Annotated in this window: 18 protein-coding genes; 9 read left to right on the top strand and 9 right to left on the bottom strand. The window is 64.1% G+C overall.

Features of this window, described 5'->3' with window-relative positions:
* Nucleotides 1–105: 105 nt before the first annotated feature.
* Nucleotides 106–498, top strand: a complete 393-nt coding sequence (locus BLW56_RS20950) for a hypothetical protein (RefSeq protein ID WP_256203484.1) — start codon at nucleotides 106–108, stop codon at nucleotides 496–498.
* Nucleotides 499–501: 3 nt separating this feature from the next.
* Here the strand turns inward: BLW56_RS20950 and BLW56_RS14570 are convergent, their stop codons facing one another.
* On the bottom strand, nucleotides 502–957 hold the full coding sequence (locus BLW56_RS14570; RefSeq protein ID WP_143043471.1) for a hypothetical protein: 456 nt from the start codon (nucleotides 955–957) through the stop codon (nucleotides 502–504).
* A gap of 279 nt (nucleotides 958–1,236) precedes the next feature.
* Here BLW56_RS14570 and BLW56_RS14565 point away from each other — a divergent pair, with 279 nt between their 5' ends.
* The gene (locus BLW56_RS14565; RefSeq protein WP_093511383.1) at nucleotides 1,237–1,584 is read left to right on the top strand and encodes a UrcA family protein; all 348 of its coding nucleotides are present in this window, start codon (nucleotides 1,237–1,239) and stop codon (nucleotides 1,582–1,584) included.
* Between the two features lie 64 nt (nucleotides 1,585–1,648).
* On the opposite strand, the gene BLW56_RS14560 is transcribed toward BLW56_RS14565, so the two are convergent.
* The 5 genes from BLW56_RS14560 to BLW56_RS14540 form a co-directional block, all read right to left on the bottom strand.
* Entirely contained in the window at nucleotides 1,649–2,380 is a 732-nt protein-coding gene (locus BLW56_RS14560; RefSeq protein ID WP_093511382.1) for a LytR/AlgR family response regulator transcription factor, read from the bottom strand.
* A 2-nt stretch (nucleotides 2,381–2,382) separates the two neighbouring features.
* Nucleotides 2,383–3,549, bottom strand: a complete 1,167-nt coding sequence (locus BLW56_RS14555; RefSeq protein WP_256203483.1) for a sensor histidine kinase — start codon at nucleotides 3,547–3,549, stop codon at nucleotides 2,383–2,385.
* A 101-nt stretch (nucleotides 3,550–3,650) separates the two neighbouring features.
* A complete protein-coding gene (locus BLW56_RS14550) occupies nucleotides 3,651–5,111 on the bottom strand; it encodes an MATE family efflux transporter (protein ID WP_256203482.1) in 1,461 nt (486 codons plus the stop codon).
* A gap of 13 nt (nucleotides 5,112–5,124) precedes the next feature.
* Complete coding sequence (locus BLW56_RS14545) at nucleotides 5,125–5,610, bottom strand: hypothetical protein (protein WP_093511380.1); 486 nt, start codon at nucleotides 5,608–5,610, stop codon at nucleotides 5,125–5,127.
* Nucleotides 5,610–8,462: a valine--tRNA ligase gene (locus tag BLW56_RS14540; protein WP_093511379.1), complete on the bottom strand. Its 2,853-nt coding sequence runs from the start codon at nucleotides 8,460–8,462 to the stop codon at nucleotides 5,610–5,612. The genes BLW56_RS14545 and BLW56_RS14540 overlap by 1 nt, the downstream gene beginning before the upstream one ends.
* Nucleotides 8,463–8,548: 86 nt before the next feature.
* Between BLW56_RS14540 and BLW56_RS14535 the strand changes: the two genes are divergently transcribed.
* Nucleotides 8,549–8,896 (top strand): cupin domain-containing protein, encoded by a 348-nt coding sequence (locus BLW56_RS14535; protein ID WP_093511378.1) that lies wholly within the window; start codon nucleotides 8,549–8,551, stop codon nucleotides 8,894–8,896.
* A gap of 18 nt (nucleotides 8,897–8,914) precedes the next feature.
* Here BLW56_RS14535 and BLW56_RS14530 read toward each other — a convergent pair whose 3' ends face one another.
* A complete protein-coding gene (locus BLW56_RS14530; protein WP_093511625.1) occupies nucleotides 8,915–10,984 on the bottom strand; it encodes a S9 family peptidase in 2,070 nt (689 codons plus the stop codon).
* Nucleotides 10,985–11,128: 144 nt separating this feature from the next.
* On the opposite strand from BLW56_RS14530, the gene BLW56_RS14525 reads away from it, so the two are divergent.
* The gene (locus tag BLW56_RS14525; RefSeq protein WP_093511377.1) at nucleotides 11,129–11,827 is read left to right on the top strand and encodes an HPP family protein; all 699 of its coding nucleotides are present in this window, start codon (nucleotides 11,129–11,131) and stop codon (nucleotides 11,825–11,827) included.
* Here the strand turns inward: BLW56_RS14525 and BLW56_RS14520 are convergent.
* Together BLW56_RS14520 and BLW56_RS14515 are read right to left on the bottom strand one after the other, a co-directional pair.
* Nucleotides 11,824–13,110 (bottom strand): metal-dependent hydrolase family protein, encoded by a 1,287-nt coding sequence (locus BLW56_RS14520; RefSeq protein WP_093511376.1) that lies wholly within the window; start codon nucleotides 13,108–13,110, stop codon nucleotides 11,824–11,826. The genes BLW56_RS14525 and BLW56_RS14520 overlap by 4 nt on opposite strands.
* Complete coding sequence (locus tag BLW56_RS14515; protein ID WP_093511375.1) at nucleotides 13,083–13,988, bottom strand: KPN_02809 family neutral zinc metallopeptidase; 906 nt, start codon at nucleotides 13,986–13,988, stop codon at nucleotides 13,083–13,085. The genes BLW56_RS14520 and BLW56_RS14515 overlap by 28 nt, the downstream gene beginning before the upstream one ends.
* Before the next feature lie 147 nt (nucleotides 13,989–14,135).
* Here BLW56_RS14515 and BLW56_RS14510 point away from each other — a divergent pair, with 147 nt between their 5' ends.
* The 5 genes from BLW56_RS14510 (at nucleotide 14,136) to BLW56_RS14490 (ending at nucleotide 19,108) form a co-directional block, all read left to right on the top strand.
* Complete coding sequence (locus tag BLW56_RS14510) at nucleotides 14,136–15,281, top strand: patatin-like phospholipase family protein (protein WP_093511374.1); 1,146 nt, start codon at nucleotides 14,136–14,138, stop codon at nucleotides 15,279–15,281.
* 57 nt (nucleotides 15,282–15,338) lie between these two features.
* Complete coding sequence (locus BLW56_RS14505) at nucleotides 15,339–16,124, top strand: 3-hydroxybutyrate dehydrogenase (RefSeq protein WP_093511373.1); 786 nt, start codon at nucleotides 15,339–15,341, stop codon at nucleotides 16,122–16,124.
* 75 nt (nucleotides 16,125–16,199) lie between these two features.
* On the top strand, nucleotides 16,200–16,847 hold the full coding sequence (locus BLW56_RS14500; protein WP_093511372.1) for a DUF4893 domain-containing protein: 648 nt from the start codon (nucleotides 16,200–16,202) through the stop codon (nucleotides 16,845–16,847).
* A 24-nt stretch (nucleotides 16,848–16,871) separates the two neighbouring features.
* Complete coding sequence (locus BLW56_RS14495) at nucleotides 16,872–18,191, top strand: amidohydrolase (protein ID WP_093511371.1); 1,320 nt, start codon at nucleotides 16,872–16,874, stop codon at nucleotides 18,189–18,191.
* A 92-nt stretch (nucleotides 18,192–18,283) separates the two neighbouring features.
* Nucleotides 18,284–19,108 carry a helix-turn-helix domain-containing protein gene (locus BLW56_RS14490; RefSeq protein WP_256203481.1) on the top strand — a complete coding sequence of 275 codons (825 nt, stop codon included), beginning with the start codon at nucleotides 18,284–18,286 and terminating at the stop codon, nucleotides 19,106–19,108.
* Nucleotides 19,109–19,115: the final 7 nt, after the last annotated feature.

Here is a 19,115-nt window from a genome sequence, read left to right as displayed (position 1 = left end):
ATGTCCAGCATGGCGATTGCCCGTGGCGAGGTCAATTCGCCCGGGGAACGCCCCACCGGGCAGAGCGTTTGACCCGCAGACCGATCGATTGAAGGAGATGCTTCGATGACCATCAAGATTTGGGCGGCTACCGCCGCATTCGCGCTGCTCATGCCCGGTCAGGTTGCGGCGTTCCAGACTGCGCCCGAGGCAGCAGCCAAGCCCGTCAAGGATGGCACCACCGCGGAAGAACGCTCCAATACCGCCCGGCTTAACGCCGAACAGGCCGCGCGGGCGAAGGCCGACAACACGACCTATCAACAGGAAGTGTCTGCTGCCGAGCAACAGGTAGCGCATGATCAGCAGGTGTTCAGTGAGGAAACGGCTGTTTATGAAGCGGAGAAAGCGCGCGTTGCAGCGATGTCGGCCGAGGAAAGAATGAAGTGGGAAGCCGATGTCGCGGCGTGCAAGGCCGGCGATACGACGCGTTGCGCTGCGCCGGCAACGCCGCCCCGTTAAGCCCTAATGTTCGGGCGGCGGATCGGCCGCATTGTCGCCGAGCGAAGGCCAATCCGCTGTCGTGGGAGGCGCAGGATTTCTGTCCGCCACGACAGGCGGCGGATCGGGAAAGCGCCCGCCATAGCGATAGTCGTCGTCGGCGTATGTCCTTGTCGGCGCGTCGAGATCGACCGCGCCCAATTCGCGAAATTCGTCGCTCATCCTGTCGTCGCCCGCTCGATCGTCGCGAAGCGCCCGCAGCCGTGCCGCGACGCCATAGCTGTCCGGGCAATCGGGGCAGGGAGATGCTCCCTTGCCCTGTGGCATCAAGGCCGCCGGATTCGCGCTAAGTCGCGAAAAGGATGCGGGCTCGCCGCGGCCGCTGCCACTCCGAGATCCCGTCGCGACCTCGCCCAGCGCAAGGCCGCCGGCAACTCCGGCGAGCGTTATGATCGACCAGCGGAACAATCGAGCGCGCATGGACGCTCTTGTAGCGCAAGATAGTTTCTCCGCTAACGCCAAATTCGGCGGCAGCCATATGTCCGATACAGTCCCGCCGTTACGATATTTCCTGCCGGTCGGCCGTTCGTCGACGGATTAACGTCTTTCGTCTGCAAATCGAGCGGTAGTCCGTACCGATCGATCCAAACGCGATTCTGATGACGTCCAGAGGGTATCACCTTCTTGCGGGATATCGGGCAACGGTCTCCCCGGTCCGCCAACCGGTATCCCGCATCCTTTTGACGAGAGGACTCCCCCATGGCGAAATTTTCTTTCATTCTGCTCGCGGCGCCCTTGGCGGCGGCAGGGCTTAGCGTGCCTTCCGCTGCATCGGATTCGAACAAGGAGCAGAAAAGCGTCACCGTTCGATACGATGACCTCAACCTGTCGAGCGAAAAGGGCCGCGATCGGCTGACGGGACGGGTGCAAACGGCAATCCGTCAGGTTTGCAGCTCGCACAGCCGCCGCACGCTTGCCGAACGCGCCGATGTCCGTGCCTGCGAAGACGCGGCCAGTCGCGCAGCCGACACCCAGCTTGCAAGCGTGTTCAGCGGGCAGAATGCCCTTTTGGCCGACCGCGGCGCGTTGGTCGTCGCTGCCCCCTGACTTAGTGTCGGTTTCGACGCGAAAAAGGCGGTCATGCCCCGGCGGCATGGCCGCCTTTTTTTTCTCAGGCGTGCATGATCGCCTTTACATCGTGAAGATAGGTGCGGCCGATGCGGTGCACACCGCCTTCACCCAGATCGACACTCCATGCGCCGTCGCCATGATGCTTCAATCCGACAATCCCTTCGCGGCGGATCATTTTCGACCGGTGGATGCGCATGAACTGGTCGGGGTTCATACGCGCTTCCAATGATTTGATCGTCTGGTGGATCAACCAGCTGCGGCCGCCGACATGGAGCCGCATATAATCGCGCTCCGCCTCGATCAAATCGACCTGGCCTGCGTCGATGCGCAGCATCTCGCCGCGGTTCTGCACCCAGAATTCGTTGATCCATTTACTTTTCTGCGCGGGAGATCGCTCGGTCGCGCGCCATTCGCGTACTCGGGACAGAGCGCGGGCGAGGCGATCGGGAGACACCGGCTTGAGCAGATAATCGACCGCCGCGACATCGAAGGCCGCGACCGCATAGCGATCGAAGGCAGTGACGAAGACGACCGCGGGGGGATTGTCCAATCCTTCGATCGCGGCGGCAACCTCCAGCCCGTTGAGATCGGGCATTGCGATGTCGCAAAGCACGAGATCGGGAGCCAGCGCATCGACCATGCGGAGCGCCGAGGCGCCGTCGCTGGCGGTGCCGACGAGCGAAATGCCGTCCTGCTGGCCGGTGAGGATTTGCAATCGTTCAATGGCAAGCGGTTCGTCGTCGACGATCAGCGTGCGAAGCGTCTGGATCATGGTCAACTAGCCTCCCGTGCGAATGGCAGCCAAAGCGATACGACAAATCCCCCGGTGTCGGACTTGCCCCATTCGCATCCTGCGGCGGGGCCGTAACGCGTGAGAAGGCGTTCGCGGACATTGCCGAGGCCGAGGCCAGTGCCCGACGCTGGAACCGGCGCCTTGGGGTCGATATCATTTTCGATGCGGAGTACCAGCAAACCATATTCGGCACTGGCATGCAGGCTGATCGCGATCTTCCCCTTGCTCGGGGCGACACCATATTTGATCGCATTTTCGATGATCGGTTGCAGGATCAGCACGGGAACGCGGGCGTTTTCCAGCTCTTTCGGCATCGTTACTTCGACCTGCAGGCGATCGGGGAAGCGAGTCTGCTCGATGTCGAGATAGAGGCGTTGAAGCGCAATTTCCTCGTCGAGGCTGACGAGTTGCTCGGGGTCGACCGCCAGGCTCGACCGGAGGAACGAGGCGAGATTCATGATCATCGTCTCGGCCTCGCTCTTCGATCCCTTGAGAACGAGCGTCGACAGGGAGTTGAGCGTGTTGAACAGGAAGTGCGGATTGACCTGATAATGGAGGGCGCGAAGCTGCGCCGTCTGCGCCTCGATCCGGAAGTGATTTGCGCGGCGCTCGACCGCACGCATTTCATTGGCATAGCCGAAGGCGACATAGAGCGCTGCCCAGACAGCAAAGAAGAAATACCAGCGGATCGAGCTGTCGAGGATCAGCATGATTTCCCAGGCGCCCGGATATTTGGTCTGCATTTCCTCGATCAGCTTGGCGCTGTCGGCCACGGGGAACCAGTAATAGAAAACGAGCAGGTTGATCGTCGCATAGACGATGACGAGCGGTACAGCCGCGCCCATCGCGGCCGCGAGGCGGGCGCCGAAGCTTTGCGGCTGGGCGCGCTGGAGCAGTTGGTACAGGACGAAGGTGCAGAGAATGCCCGCGATCACGACAACGGCGCGGCGCCCGGACGAGGTCCATTGCTCGGGCGCGCCGGTGAGCATGGCGAGGACCGTGGTGATCAGGAAATAGATCACCCACATCGCAATGATCGAACCTATCGCGACGCGCGGATTGACGCGCGCGTCGGACGCGCGCCAGTCGGGATCGACCGCCAGCATTTTCGCGCGCTGATCGCGCAGCGCGTCTTTGCGATTTGTCATATTCATTGACGCTGCTTTAGCGTCAAATCGCGGTCGATGGCTAGCGGGCGCCGGGCCGCCAGTCGAAGCTGCGCGCGCCTTGGTCGAAAGCGGCGTGCCGCTCAACTGGCCGGTTGGGGCAGGGTGCGTCGCCAGCCTCCGCGCCGATAGATCGCCCAGGCCATCGCCAGCGAGGCAAGCGACGAGAGTGGGAAGCTCCACCAGAGGATGTCGCTGCCGATCGCCGGATAGCCGAAATAGTAAATGCCAAGCCGGATCGGGAACATCGACAGGAACAGGATGACGAGCGGCGGGACGACCGAGCCGTTGGCGCGCAAGGTGCTGATGAGCACGATCGTCGTGCCGAACGGCAGGAAGGTCCACGTCGCGATCAACTGGATATTGCGTGCGACGTCGATCGCCTGACTTTCGCTGCCGAGGAAAAGCGCCAGCGCGGCGCGATCGAAGATCAGGAGCAAGACGATGAGCACCCCGGTCATCGCAAGGTTGATCGCGATGCCACTGTTCGTCACCGACGACACACGATCCCAGCGCCCGGCGCCGATATTCTGCGCCGCCATCGAGCTGACCGCGGCGCCGACCGCGAGTGCGGGCATCTGGATATAGTTCCAGAGCTGGAGCGTCGCGCCATAGGCGGCGGCGGTGACGAGCCCCTCGCGGTTGACGAGGCCGACCATGACGAGCCCCGCGCCCGATATGACGAGCATTTGCGCGCCCATCGGAAGGCCGCGCCCGATGATGAAGCGTAGCTCGGACCATTTGGGATAAAGATAGGCGAGTTCGCGGCCGCGAAGGCGGAGGACGTGGTTCTTTGCATAGAACCAGCCGATCATACCCGCGAGGCTGATCGTGCCGGCGAGGGCGGTCGCTAGCGCGCTGCCGGCGATGCCCATGCGCGGGAAGGGGCCGAGGCCGAGGATCAGCACCGGATTGAAGGCGATGTCGAGGACGACCGCGAGGATCATGAAACGGAGCGGCGTCACCGCGTCGCCTGCGCCGCGCGAGGCCATCATCAGTGTGACGGAGAGCATCGAGGCGGGGACGGCGAGGAAGGTGACGCGCAGATAGTCATGCGCCAGCGCAAAAGCTTCCGGCGGGGTTTTCAGCCAGTGGAGGATGCGGTCCGAGGCGAACCAGCCGAGTATTGCGATGACGACGGAAAAGATAAGCGCGAGGCCGATCACCCCGCCGGTCGCGCGGCGCGCTGCATCGATATCGCCGCGGCCCATCGACTGGCCGATCAGCACCGTCGCCGCCATGCCGAAGCCGAAGAAGGCGCCGAACATCAGGAACATGATGATGTTCGCATTGGCGGTCGCAGCCAACGCGCCTTCGCCCAGAAATTGTCCGACCCAGATCGAGTTCACCGAACCCGACAGCGTCTGGAGGATGTTCGACGCGAGGGTGGGCAGGGCGAAGAGGATCAGCGTTTTCGTGATCGGACCCGTCGTCAGGTCCATCCGTCCACCACCGCGCGCGGTCTGGCGCGGCGGGACCGGGCTGGCCGCAGGATCCGCCGCTGCCGCAACGGGAGTGGGGGTGATATGGGGCTCGTCGCTCACCGCCGAACTTCCATCATTCCGGGCCGCCTTCGAGGTCGCCGGTGCACTGGAGTTCGGGATCCTCTTTCGCCATGCGTTCGAATTCGCGGGTCTGGTCGGTGATGCCGGGGAAGAGCTTGTCGGCGTCAATATGATAGGATGCGATGAGCGTCACCGCCCATGCGTAATGTCGCGCGCCTGCGGCGCAGCTATCGCTGCCGCCGTCGCCTTCGCCCCAGACCGTCCGCCAGCCTGCATCGCCGTCGCGGGAGAGGATGATCTTGAAGCCGCCGATGACGCCATTGTCGCCCTCGGCATAGGCGATCGCGCGATCGCCATCCTGCCACACGCGCAGATGGCGAAAGGTAAAACGGAAATCGGGATGCGAGCGCAGTGCGTCGAGGATCGCCTTGCGCTCGGCGCTGCCGACGGCGGGGGTGTGCGGCGTGGCCTGGCTTGCGGCAAGCGGCGCCGCAAGCAGCAGCGCCGTGGCCAGAAGCGGAGCCTGCCAGCCGCGCATCACCCCAGCCGCGCCAGTGCGGCGGTCAGCCGATCAGCTTCTGCTTCCTTGGCCGCATGGTCGGCGCGCGCCTTTTCGACCGCTTCGGGCTTGGCGCGCTCGACGAACGACGGGTTGTTCAGGCGGCCGGCGAGGCCGTCGCGTTCCTTCGTCGCGGCGGCGAGCGTCTTGGTCAGGCGGTCGCGCTCGGCGGCGATGTCGATCACCCCTTCGAGAGGAACGGTGATCGTCTCACCCTCGACGACGAGCTGCGCCGAGGCGCCTGCGGGAGCGGGATCGAAGCTGACGCTCTCGAGGCGCGCAAGGCGGTCAAGCTGCGCCGCGAGCTTGTCGGTGCGGCCCTTCAGCGACGCCGGGAAATGTGCGGTCAGGCGGGCACCCGGCGGCAGGCCGAGTTCGGCTTTGGCGGCGCGCAATTCGCTGACCAGCTTGATTAGCCAGTCGATGTCGGCGCTGGCCTCAGCATCGCGCGCGCCAGCCGGTGCCGGCCATTTCGCGGTGATCAGCGGGTAATCGGCGCGGTCGCCAAGGCCCGTCCAAAGCTCTTCGGTGATGAAGGGCATGAAGGGGTGGAGCATGACGAGGATCTGGTCGAGCACCCAGCCAGCGACGGCCTTGGTTTCGTCATCGATCGCGCCCTTGATCAGCTCGAGATACCAGTCGCAGAAACGATCCCAGGCGAAGCTGTAGATCGCGTTCGCTGCCTCGTCGAAGCGATAGGCGGCGAAGGCTGTCTCCATCGCGGCGACGGTCGCGGCGACCTCGCCGATGATCCAGCGGTTGACGGGTAGCGTCGCTGCGGGCGCCTCGAAGCTGGTCGAGGCCGCAATGCCATTGGCTTCGCAGAAGCGTGCGGCGTTCCACAGCTTGGTCGCGAAGTTGCGATAGCCCGCGAGGCGCGCGTCATCCATCTTGATGTCGCGGCCCTGGCTTTCCATCGCCGACATGAAGAAGCGCAGCGCGTCGGCGCCGTACTGGTCGATGAGGCCGAGCGGGTCGACGACATTGCCCTTCGACTTCGACATCTTCGCGCCATCGGGCGCGCGGACGAGGCCGTGGAGGTAGAGCGTCTTCCACGGAACGTCGCCCATGAACTCCATGCCCTGCATCGCCATGCGCGCATCCCAGAAGAACAGGATGTCGAAGCCCGAGATGAGGACGTCGTTGGGGTAGTGGCGCTTCACGAGGTCGGTGCTCTCGGGCCAGCCGAGCGTCGCGAAGGGCCAGAGCGCCGAGGAGAACCAGGTGTCGAGAACGTCGGGGTCGCGGCGGAGCGCGATCTCGATATTGTCCGGGTTTTCACGGACCGCCTTGATAAAGGCGCGCGTTTCATCCTCGTCGCCGCTGAGTTCGATGATCTCGGCGCCGTTCGCATATTTGGGCTTGGTCGCGTAATATTCGCGCGCCTGCGCGGCGGCTTCCTCGAAGCTGTTCGCGACGAACACCGGCTCGCGGCCGAGCTGACCCTTGGCGGTGAGCAGATAGCTGAGCTCGCCGTCGGCCATGATTTCGGGACCGTACCAAGCGGGAATGCGGTGGCCCCACCAAAGCTGGCGCGAGACGCACCAAGGCTGGATATTCTCCATCCAGTTGAAGAAGGTCTTTTCCCACGTCTTGGGGACGATGTTGATCCGGCCGTCGCGCACTGCCGCGATCGGCGGCTGGGCGAGCGTTTCGGCGTCGACATACCATTGGTCGGTCAGCCAGGGTTCGATTACCACGCCGCCGCGGTCGCCGAACGGCGTCTGGATCGTGCGCGGTTCGGCGTCATGCTCGTTGCCGTCCTTGTCGATGTGCGGGATGAGGAAGCCCTCTTCCTTCATCATCGCGACGACGAGTTCGCGTGCGCCGTCCTCGCCGTTGCGGCGGAAGCGGTGCAGGCCGAGAAAGTCGTCGGGAATCAGCCGGTCCGACACCTGCTGCACATTCGCGTCTTCGTCGAACATGTTGAACATGCGGCCGGGCTGGATGCCCGCGCGCTTGCCGACCTCGAAGTCGTTGAAGTCGTGTCCCGGGGTGATCTTCACCGCGCCCGATCCAAGCTCGGGATCGGCATGCTCGTCGGCGACGATCTTGAAGCGGCGACCGGTGATTGGCTGCAGAATGTCCTTGCCGATGACGCTCTTGTAGCGTGCATCGTCGGGGTGCACCGCGACCGCCATGTCGGCGAGCATCGTTTCGGGGCGCGTCGTCGCGACCTCGATATAATCGCGGCCATCGTCGAGTGTGACACCGTCGGCGAGCGGATATTTGAAGTGCCAGAAGCCGCCCTGAACCTCGTGCGTCTCGACCTCGAGGTCCGAAATCGCGGTCTTGAGCTTCGGATCCCAGTTCACGAGCCTTTTGTCGCGGTAGATCAGGCCCTTTTTGTGGAGGTCGACGAACACCTTGACCACGGCCTCGGTGAAATGCGGGTCCATCGTGAATTGTTCGCGGCCCCAGTCCATCGAGCAGCCGAGACGGCGGAGCTGGCCGGTGATCTGGCCGCCGCTTTCGGCCTTCCATTGCCAGACTTTGTCGATAAATTCTTCGCGGCTGTAATTGGTGCGCTTGTCCTGCCGCGCCTCGAGCTGGCGCTCGACGACCATCTGCGTCGCGATGCCGGCATGATCCATACCGACAACCCAGAGCGCGTCCTTGCCGCGCAGGCGTTCGTAGCGGACGAGCACGTCCTGTAAGGTATTGTCGAGTGCATGCCCGATGTGGAGCGCGCCGGTAACGTTCGGCGGCGGATTGACGATCGTATAGGGTGTCGCATCGGGACGCGCAGGGCGATACAGCCCGCGGCTTTCCCATTCATGGGCCCATTTCGCCTCGATAGTGGCGGGATCGAACGTTTTTTCCATCGGCATAGCCGGGCGCCTTTGCCAGCCGGGGTGCGGGCTGGCAAGCCGGATCGGCAGAGTTTAGAGTGACGCAGGCTTGCAGGAGCAGCGCCATGGACGATGCGATACGCAGCGGTGTCATCCGCTTTGCCGACTATGCGGCGCAAGTGCCGACACCAGAGGGCGAACGATCGGTGCTGGCATTGAAACGCGGGACGCTCGATGTCCGCCTGTCGGTTCCCGTCCCGCCGAACCGCCAGACGCCGCACGAGCAGGATGAGCTTTACGCTGTCATAAGCGGCGAGGGCGTGCTGATCCACGGCGGTGAGCGAACGCCTTTCGCTGCGGGCGACCTGCTGTTTGTCGCGGCCGGGGTCGAGCATCATTATGCCGATTTCAGCGACGATCTGGCGCTGTGGCGGATATTCTACGGCAAGACGGGCGGCGAGATCGTCGAGTGATCCGCCGCCCGTGAAGGCTCATTTCTTCAGATAGCTGTCCAGCCAGTTGAACACCGTCTGGTGCCACTGGACGCTGTTCGCGCCCTTTAGCACCCAGTGGTTCTCGTCGGGGAAGACGAGAAGCTGCGACGGAATGTTCCGACGCTGGAGTGCGGTGAAGGCGGCAAGGCCCTGCGTATAGGGGATGCGGAAGTCCTTCTCGCTGGTGATCACCAGCATCGGGGTCTTCCACTTGGCCACGTGATGGACCGGGTTCCATTTCTCATATTCTTCGGGGACCTGGAAATAGGGGCCGCCATGTTCCCATTCGTCGAACCAGAGTTCTTCGGTTTCATACGCCATTGCGCGCGCATCGAAGACCCCGTCATGCTGGACGAGGCATTTGAAACCGTCGGTCCACTGGCCGGCGATCCAGTTCATCATATAGCCACCATAGGAGGCGCCGAGCGCGCAGGCGTTAGTGAGGTCGAGCTGCGCGTCTTGCTTGCCCGCAGCAGCAAGTCCTAGCTTCAGATCCTCGAGCGGCTTGCCGCCCCAGTCCTTGTTGATGCTGTCGGTGAAGGCTTGACCATATCCCGTCGAGCCGTGGAAATCGATGCTGACGACGCCATAGCCCCGCTGCGCGAACAGGCGCGGGTTCCAGCGTGTCGACCATGCGTTGCCGAAGCTGCCCTGCGGCCCACCGTGGACGATGAAGGCGACCGGCAGCTTCTGGACGGGGCTGACGGGTTTCAGGATGATCCCCCACACCTTGTCGCCATTTGCGCCCGCGAACTGGATACGGTCCATTTCGACCGGATCGAACTGCGCGAGTGTTGCTGCATTGACCGCGGTGATCTGGCTGACCTTGCCCTTTGCATCGCGGACGTAAAGATCGGTCGGGGCGAGCGCGGTGTTGCGCGAATAGAGCAGCGCGCCGCCGGGAAGCGGGGTGACGTCGCCGATATTGCCCTCGAAGGCTTCCGTCGTCGCCTTGAGCTTGTCGACCTTGCCCGTTGTCGCATCGATGCGGAACACCGGATGTTCGAGCGTGTCCTGCGCGGTGACATAGAGCGATTTGCCGTCCGCCGCCCACGCGATCGAGGCGACCGAGCGGTCCCACGCATCGGTCAGCTTTTTCGTTTCGCCGCTTTCGAGGTTGCGCAGCATCAGCACCTGCCGGTCGGCCTCATAGCCGGGGCGTGCCATCGCGGCATAAGCAAGCCATTTGCCGTCGGGTGAAGGCGTCGGCAGCGTGTCGGTTGCCTGATTGTCCTGCGTCAGATTGACCGGCATCATCCGGCTGTCGACCAGCCAGCTATAGACATCGAGATTGGTCGACGTCGGTTCGTTGCGGTCGGCCTTGCGCAGCGTGAAGAAGACGGTGCGGCTGTCGGCGCCCCATGCAAGTTCTTCGCCGCCGCCAAACGGCTTCGACGGGCTGTCGCCGACAAGGCCGGCATCGACTGGGCGCGCCGCGGTCGCCTTGCCGCCCGAGAGGTTGAAGACGAAGGGGCGGCTGTAGGTGCCGGGGGTTTCCCACTGATCCCAATGGCGGACGAAACCCGCGCCGTCTTTATAGAGGCGGCCGGTGCCGGGACCGGGCAGCGCGCCCTTGTCCTTGGCGTCGCAACCGAAGTCGGTGCATTCCTTCGGAATGTCGCCCCAAGCGAGCAGCTTGGTCGCATCGGGCGAAATCTTGAAGCCCGACACATCGGCGTGCGTATCTGTGACCTGCGTCGCGGCGGCGTCCGCCTTGGGGTCGATCCGCCACACCTGATCCTTACCCGACGCGTTTGATAGGAAATAGAGGATGCCGTCCTTGTCGAAGGCGGGCGCTGTTTCATTCTTGCCTGCCGTGTCGGCGATCGGGGCAGGCTTTGCGCCCTTCGCATTGCGGTCGACGATCCAGAGGCCGGTCGAGCGCTTATAGGTCTCACCCTCGGTCTCGGTCATCTGGAACACGATCCAGCGGCCGTCGGGCGACGCGGTCGGCGCTGCAACGCGCTTCAAGGTCGCAAGGTCGACCTCGGTCATCGGGCGGGCGGAGGCGGGGGAGGAGAGGGCGGCGGCGAGCGCGATCGCGCTGCAGAGGATCTGGTTTCGCATGAAAGCGGTTTTTAGCGAAGCGGCCCGCGCGTTCAAGCGCGAAGGCACGCCAAACGGTGCTTCGTCGATCCCAACTAAATTTCGCTGGCGGGAGGGAGCGAAAGGCTCCATCGGGCCCATCGCCCAAGAACGAGAAGGAAAGCGATGGTCCGCGCCATATTGAACACCGGCCGCCTGTTCGTGCCGCTGCTGGCGGGCGCGAGCTTGCGTGATCGCGTGATCGCCAGCATCGGCGCGCTGATCGGCATCGGTTTCGTCGGGCTGACCTGTGTCGCGCTGTTCCCCGCGTCGATGCCGTGGATCGTCGCGCCGATGGGCGCTTCGGCGGTATTGCTGTTCGCCGTGCCCGCGAGCCCGCTCGCGCAGCCCTGGTCGATCGTCGGCGGCAATGTCATTTCGGCGATGGTTGGCGCGGTCGTCGCATGGATATTTCCCGATCCGGCGATTGCCGCCGCAGTTGCGGTTTCACTGGCGATCCTGACGATGTCGCTCTTGCGCTGCCTGCATCCGCCCGGGGGGGCCGCGGCGCTCAGCGCAGTACTCGGCGGCTATGCGCTGTTTTCGGCGCATGTGGCGGATTTCCTGATCGTCGTGATCGCCAATTCGCTGCTGATGACCCTGATTGGCTGGCTGTTCCACCGCTTTTCAGGCCACAGCTATCCGCACCGCGCGAAGCCCGTCGAAGGCAAGGCGCTGGCGCCCGCGCCGGCTTCGGGTCTGCTGATGGGCGATATCGACGCGGCGCTCGACGATCTGGGTGAGACGTTCGACATCAGCCGCGAGGATCTCGCGCTGCTGCTCGACCGCGCCGAGGCGCATGCGGCCGAGCGGAACAAGTCCTAGCGGACGATAGCGCCGCCCTTCATCACATGGTCGATCTTTTCGAGGACGGTGATGTCGGTGAGCGGATCGGCCTTTACGGCGACGAAATCGGCGTAGCGACCGGGGACGATCGCACCGACGTCGCTGCGTCCCATTTCCTCCGACGCGCGGCCGGTGGCGGACTGGATCGCCTGCATCGGCGTCATTCCATATTTGACCATATTGCGGAACTGGCGCGCGTTGAGCCCGTGCGGATAGACGCCGGCGTCGGTGGCGTAGCCGATGTTGACGCCCAGTTCGACCGCACGGCGGAAGGCGGCGCGCTGGGCATCGGTCGTTTCGCGGTTCTTGCGGAGATATTCCTCGGGCCAGCCCTCTTTGGTGCCGATATCGTCGATATAGGTGCCGTTATAGATATCCATCGCGAGCCAGGTGCCGCGCTTTTTCGCGAGCTGCAGCGTCGCCTCGTCGGCGAGGCTGGCGTGTTCGATGCTGTCGACGCCGGCGTTGATTGCATTCTGGATGCCGATGGCGCCGTGCGCATGGGCCGTGACCTTCTTGCCGCGAGCATGGGCGACCCTTACCACCGCGCGCAGTTGTTCGACGGTCAATTCGGGCGCGCCGGGCTCGGTGCCGATGGCGAGCACCGCGCCGGTCGCGATCGTCTTGATGAAGTCGGCGCCATGGTCGAGCAGATATGTCGTCTTCGCTGCGGCTTCCTCGGGGGTTGCAGCGACGCCGAGGCGCATGTCGGCTGGCAATTCTTCGTTCGGCACGACGCCGTTGAGTTCGCCGCCGCCCTTGGGAATGGTGATATAGGCGCCCGCAACCCACATGCGCGGGCCGGGCACGTCGCCGCGGTCGATGGCATTGCGCAGCGTCACGTCGGTCAGGCCGCGATAGGTGCCGACGTCGCGCGCGCTGGTGAAACCCGCGTCGAGCGTGACGCGCGCGTTGCGCGCCCCGACCAGCGCGGTTTCGGCAGGCGATGCCTTTATCGGCGCGGCGAGATCGGCGCTCTGGCCGAGGTCGGCCAAGTGGGTGTGCAGGTCGATCAGGCCGGGGAGGACGTTGAAGCCCGACCAGTCGACGACCGTCGCGCCATCGGGCGCCTTGCCGCAGGGGCCGACCGCCTTGATGTGCTCGCCCTCGACGGTGATGCACTCGCCCGTGCGCACTTCGTTCGAGACGCCGTCGATCAGCCGGCCGGCCTTGATATAAAGCGTTTGGGCCGATGCCGGCGATACCGCCAAAAGGCTTGCCGCGATCGCGGCGTTCAGATGGCGGTATCGAAAGCGTTGCACTGGCGTGGATCCCCCGTTTGCAGGCCGCGGCGCAGCCAGGTCATGCGTTGTTCGCTCGTTCCGTGCGTGAAGCTTTCGGGCACGGGGCGCTGTCCGGCCGAGCGCATCAGCGTGTCGTCGCCGATCGCATTGGCGGCGCGCATCGCTTCTTCCATATCGCCCGCCTCCATCACCGGCTGGCCGGCGCTGTTCCTTGCGCGCGCGGCCCAGACGCCGGCGTAGCAATCGGCCTGCAATTCCATACGGACCTGCAGCGCATTGCCCTCGGCCTGCGACGCACGGCTCTGCGCACTGCGGACCCGATCCGAAGTGCCGCTGATCGTCTGGATATGGTGGCCGACTTCGTGCGCCACGACATAAGCCTGCGCCGCATCGCCCGCCGCGCCGAAACGCTGGTCGAGTTCGCGGAAGAAGGCGGTGTCGAGGTAGACGCCCTGATCGGCGGGGCAATAGAAGGGGCCCATCGCCGCCTGCGCCGCGCCGCAGCCCGAACGATTCTGGTCGGTGAAGAAATTGAGTGTGGGCTTGCGATAACCGTTGATCAATTCGCCCCAGACCTGATGCGTCGAGCCGAAGACGTTGCAGGCAAAGCGTTCGGCATCGGTGTCGCAAGCGACATTGGCGCCGCTCCGGCTGTCGGCCATCGGATCGCTCGTGCCGCCGCCCGTGCTCAGCATGTTGGCGCCGGGGCCGAGTACGAAGAAAGCGACCGCGCCAAGAAGCAGGATGGTGCCACAGCCCATCTTGCGGCCGAGCAGCATCGGCAGGAAGCCGATCAGCAGCCCGCCGAGGCCGCCGCCACCGCCGCCGCCAAAACCGCCACCACCGCGGCCCAGATCGCGAATATCGTCTCCGGGATCATAATCGTCGAGGCGCATCGGGTTTCTCCACCGGCAAGATCTGGTCTCGCCTGAGTGTTACAGCAGCGCCGATCAATTGGAAGGGGCTTCGCGGCCGACAAGCCATTGCAATAGCATGTGCTGCGGTGCACAAATCGCGCATTCCTAACCAAGGATCGCGAGTCCATGCCCCGCCGCTCCGCCCGTGCCGCTCTGCCGCTTCCCGACCTTGTCGTCCTCGTCCTGCAGGGCGGCGGAGCGCTCGGGGCATTCCAGGCTGGGGTGTATGAATCGCTGATCGAACTCGGCATCGAACTCGACTGGGTTGCCGGCATCTCGATCGGCGCTGTCAACGCCGCGATCATCGCCGGGAACGAGCGCGATCAGGCGGTCGGAAAGATGCGCGAATTCTGGGAAGGCGTCTCGTCCGCGCTGCCTTCGCTGCCGATGGTGGACAATGACTGGGCGCGCGAGTGGACGCATATGGCGGCGGCGGGGCAGGTCGCGGCGTTCGGCGTCCCCGGCTTCTTCATCCCGCGCTTTCCGCCGCCCGCCTTCGCAGCGCGGCAGACGCCGGAGGCGGTGAGCTTCTACGATACCGCACCGCTGGTGGCGATGCTCGACCGGCTGGTCGATTGGGACCGGGTGAACAATGGCAAGGTGCGGCTGTCGGTCGGCGCCGTTGCCGTCGAGACGGGCAATTTCCGCTATTTTGACACGACATGCGACACGATCGATGCGCGACATATTCTCGCCTCGGGCGCGCTGCCGCCGGGCCTGCCGCCGGTCGAGATCGACGGGACATGGTATTGGGACGGGGGCCTCGTGTCGAACACGCCGCTCGAACATGTCGTCGCCTCGGCGAATGACGATATGCTGGTGTTCCAGGTCGACCTGTTCCCCGCGCGGGGCGAGCGGCCGCACGACCTGGAGGAAGCCTGGTCGCGCGAGAAGGATATCCGCTATTCCAGCCGCACGCGGCGCATCTCCGACGGGCTGGTGCGGCGTCGCAAGGAGCATCGGCTGATCGATCGCATGCTGCAGAAACTGCCCGACGAATTTGCCGATTTGCCCGAGGTGAAAGCGGTGCGTCGGATGGTCGACTGCAAGGCGCTCAACGTTGTCCAGTTGATCCATGAGCCGCCGAAATGGCAGACCGGAGCGCGCGACTTCGAATTTTCGCGCTCGACGATGGAGGTCAATTGGGCGCTCGGCCGAGCTGCCGTCGAGGCGGCGATGAAGGACGGACATCTGCTCGCCGAAAGCATTGCCGAAGGACGATCCGACAGTTTCGCGGTCCAATCGGACGGCCTCAGACCAAAGGATGGTTGAAGCGGCCCGGCCTTATCTCTCATCTCTCCATTCTCCCCCATTGAAAGGATTTCTCCCATGCGCCTCAAAGGAAAGACCGCCCTTGTCACCGGATCGACGTCGGGCATCGGGCTCGGCATTGCGAAGGCCTTTGCCTCCGAAGGCGCCTCGATCATCATCAACGGGTTTGGCGATACCGATGCGATTGAAACCGAGCGCAAGGGGCTGGAAACGATCAGCGGTGGCAAAGCCGCGTATGATGGGGCCGACCTGACCAAGCCCGAACAGATCGAGGAGATGTTCAAGCGCGCCGACGCCGATTTCGGCGGGGTCGATATTCTCGTCAACAATGCCGGCATGCAGTTCGTCTCGCCGGTCGAAGATTTCCCGGTCGAGAAATGGGACATGATCATCGCGCTCAATCTGACCGCGGCATTCCACACGATCCGCCATGCGGTGCCTGTCATGCGCCGGAAGAAATGGGGGCGCATCATCGCCACGGCGTCGGCGCACTCGCTCGTCGCATCGCCGTTCAAGTCGGCCTATGTCACCGCGAAGCATGGCCTCGCCGGCCTGACAAAGACGGTCGCGCTCGAAGTCGCCGATGCCGGAATTACGGTGAACTGCATCAGCCCGGGCTATGTCTGGACGCCGCTGGTCGAGAACCAGATCCCCGACACGATGAAGGCGCGGGGTATGACGCGCGAACAAGTGATCAACGACGTCCTGCTCGCGGGGCAGCCGACGAAACAGTTCGTTACCGTCGAGCAGGTGGCCGCCGTCGCATCTTTCCTGACGCGCGACGAGGCCGCAAACATCACTGGCGCGAACCTCAGCGTCGACGGTGGCTGGACGGCCGCCTGATCCGCTGCGCTCTTGAGCAATCTCCTTTGCCCTCCTAAGGTTAACCACAACAAGCCGGGGAAGAGACGGAGAATCATGGGTCGCACCATTTGGGTTTTGGCGGTGGCGCTCGTCGTCACCCTTGGCGCGTGCCGGTCGGTAGTGCCGCCGGTGCCGCCGTCGTCGGCCGACGCACCGTCGGACACAACGGGCACTTGGCGCGCAACGGCGACCGATGTCGACAAGGAGCGGATTCGCGGCTGGTATAGCAGCTGGCAAGCGGCGCTCGCCGACGCGCGCGCGAAGGGTTTCGGCGCCGATATCGATCGCGAGGGGGTGCTGCTGCAACCGACGGCGGCACTGCCCAATCCGCATTTGCCCGCCGGCGACTACCGTTGCCGGACGATCAAGGTCGGCGCGCAGGGACGCAGCAGCCTGTCCTACGTGGCTTACGGCTGGTTCCGTTGCCGCGTCGCCCCCGAACAGGGATTGTCGAGCCTGACCAAGCTGACGGGGTCGCAGCGCCCCGTCGGGCTGATCTTTCCCGACAATCTGAAGCGGCAGGTCTTCCTTGGCACGCTCGAGCTTGGCGACGAGAAGATGGCGGTCAATTATGGCAGCGACCGCTTGCGTGACATGGCGGGGCTGGTCGAACGGATCGGCGACAATCGCTGGCGGCTGGTGCTACCTGCGCCCGCTTATGAATCGTTGCTCGACGTGATCGAACTGGTCCCGGCGGGCTGACAGGCACATAAACAGGGGAAAATGATGATGCGGATTTTGTGGACGGGCGCGGCTGCGCTGGCTCTTGCCGTACCGGCTTCGGCGCAGACGCTGCGCGGCGAGGTCGAAAAGCAGATGCCGTCGCTGATGGCGATCTACAAGGATCTGCACGCCAATCCCGAACTCAGCTTCATGGAAGTGCGCTCGGCGGGCATCCTCGCCGCCGAAGCGCGCAAGCTGGGGTTTAAGGTAACCGAGAAGGTGGGCGGCACCGGTGTCGTCGCGGTGATGGAAAACGGTCCGGGGCCGGTGGTGCTGGTGCGCGCCGACATGGATGGCCTGCCGGTGACCGAGCAGACGGGTCTGCCGGGCGCTTCCAAGGTGCGTGTGACCACGAAGGAAGGCGTCGAAACCGGCGTGATGCACGCGTGCGGTCACGATACGCATATGACTGCATGGATCGGCGTCGCGCGGCTGATGGCGGCGAACAAGGCGAAATGGTCGGGCACGCTGGTGATGATCGGCCAGCCCGCCGAAGAACGCGGCGCGGGCGCGCGGATGATGCTCGCCGACGGGCTCTACACGCGCTTTCCCAAACCGCAATATGCTCTCGCATTCCACGACGCTGCCCAGTTCCCCGCAGGCAAGATCGGCTATACGCCCGGCTATGCGCTCGCCAATGTCGACAGCGTCGATATCAGCGTGAAAGGGGTTGGCGGTCACGGCGCCTATCCGCAGACCACGAAGGATCCGATCGTTCTGGCGAGCCGGATCGTCGGCGCGCTCCAGACTCTGGTGTCGCGCGAAATCAGCCCGCTCGACAGTGCGGTGGTGACCGTCGGCAGCTTCCACGCCGGCGCCAAGCACAATATCATTTCGGACGAGGCGAAGCTGCAACTGACGGTGCGCAGCTATAGCGACGAGGTCCGCGATCACTTGCTCGACGGCATCGCGCGCATTGCCAAGGGCGAGGCGATTGCTGCGGGTATTCCCGAAGACAAGATGCCCGTCGTGTCGGTCCAGAAGGACGAATATACCCCCGCAACCTTCAATACGGTCGATTTCACCGAGGAGATGGCGGCCTATCTCACCACCAGTTTCGGCAGCGACCGCGTCGTCAAGATGCCGCCGGTGATGGGTGGCGAGGATTTCAGCCGCTATTCGCGCGACGAGCACAAGGATGTGAAGAGCCTGATCGTCTGGGTCGGCGGTGTGCCGCAGGCCGAATATGACGCGGCGCAAAAGGAAGGGCGCACGCTGCCGAGCCTGCACTCGCCCTTTTGGGCCCCCGACGCCCCCGCGGTGATCTCGACCGCGACAGAGGCGCTGACGGCGATGACGATGAAGTTGATGCCCAAAGGATAGGGTGGCGATGCGGGGCGCCGGTTCGCGCCGGCGACCGCTCTCCAAATAAATTGGGATGGACCTGTTCGTAAGGCTATGGTGAGCAGCATCATATGTCTGCCAACCATCCCATGCCCGGCTTGTCCGCTAGGCTTACCGACCGGGAAGTCGAAATTCTGCGGCTGTTGGCTGCCGGGCATACGGTGAAGACGATCGCAGCGCGTCTGGATCGTTCGGAAACGTCGATCAATGAGCGTTTGCGCACCGCGCGTCGCAAGACGGGTGTAGGGAGCAGCCGCGAATTGGCGCGTCTTCTGGACCTCCAAAAAACTTGTGACGAAAATATCGATCTTTCGGGACAGCGCTCCGCAATGGAGGAGTTGGCGCGCACCGCAACCGTCGGGGTTCGTGGTTCGAAAGGAAAGATCGCCATGCTTATCGCAATACCCTTGACCGCCGCTGGATTGATGTTCGCAGCGGTCCCGCCCACCGACCAGGCCGGAACATCCAATGCCGTTTACAGCGCGGCGTCCCAGCAGATGCCGCTGGTCGGGAGCTGGTCGCTCGACGCATCGGAGATGCCGGAAAATGAGCGTCCCCAGCGGGTGACGATGACGTTCCGCCCATCGCCGGACGGAAAATGGACGACGCGTGTCGAAATCGTCGCGCCGGACGGGTCCAGCAGGCATTCGGAATCGACCGCCGCTCTCGATGGCGTCGCCGTCCCGATCACCGGCAATATGGATTTCATCGACAGCGTTGCCCTGCGCCAGCCGGCGCCCGACACGTTGGTCATGACATTGGGGAAGGCCGGCACCCGTGTGTCGACGCGAGTCTACACCGTCGCCAAGGATCTGAAATCGATGACCGAAACGATTGTCTGGTCCGCCGACAGCCGTCAAAAACTGGAAACGACCCGTTTCGATCGGGTCGGTTGATCGCGAC

The sequence above is a fragment of the Sphingopyxis sp. YR583 genome (assembly GCF_900108295.1).
Taxonomy (GTDB): domain Bacteria; phylum Pseudomonadota; class Alphaproteobacteria; order Sphingomonadales; family Sphingomonadaceae; genus Sphingopyxis.
The sequence above is the reverse complement of the archived record's forward strand: the minus strand, read 5'-3'. Positions and strand labels throughout refer to the sequence as shown.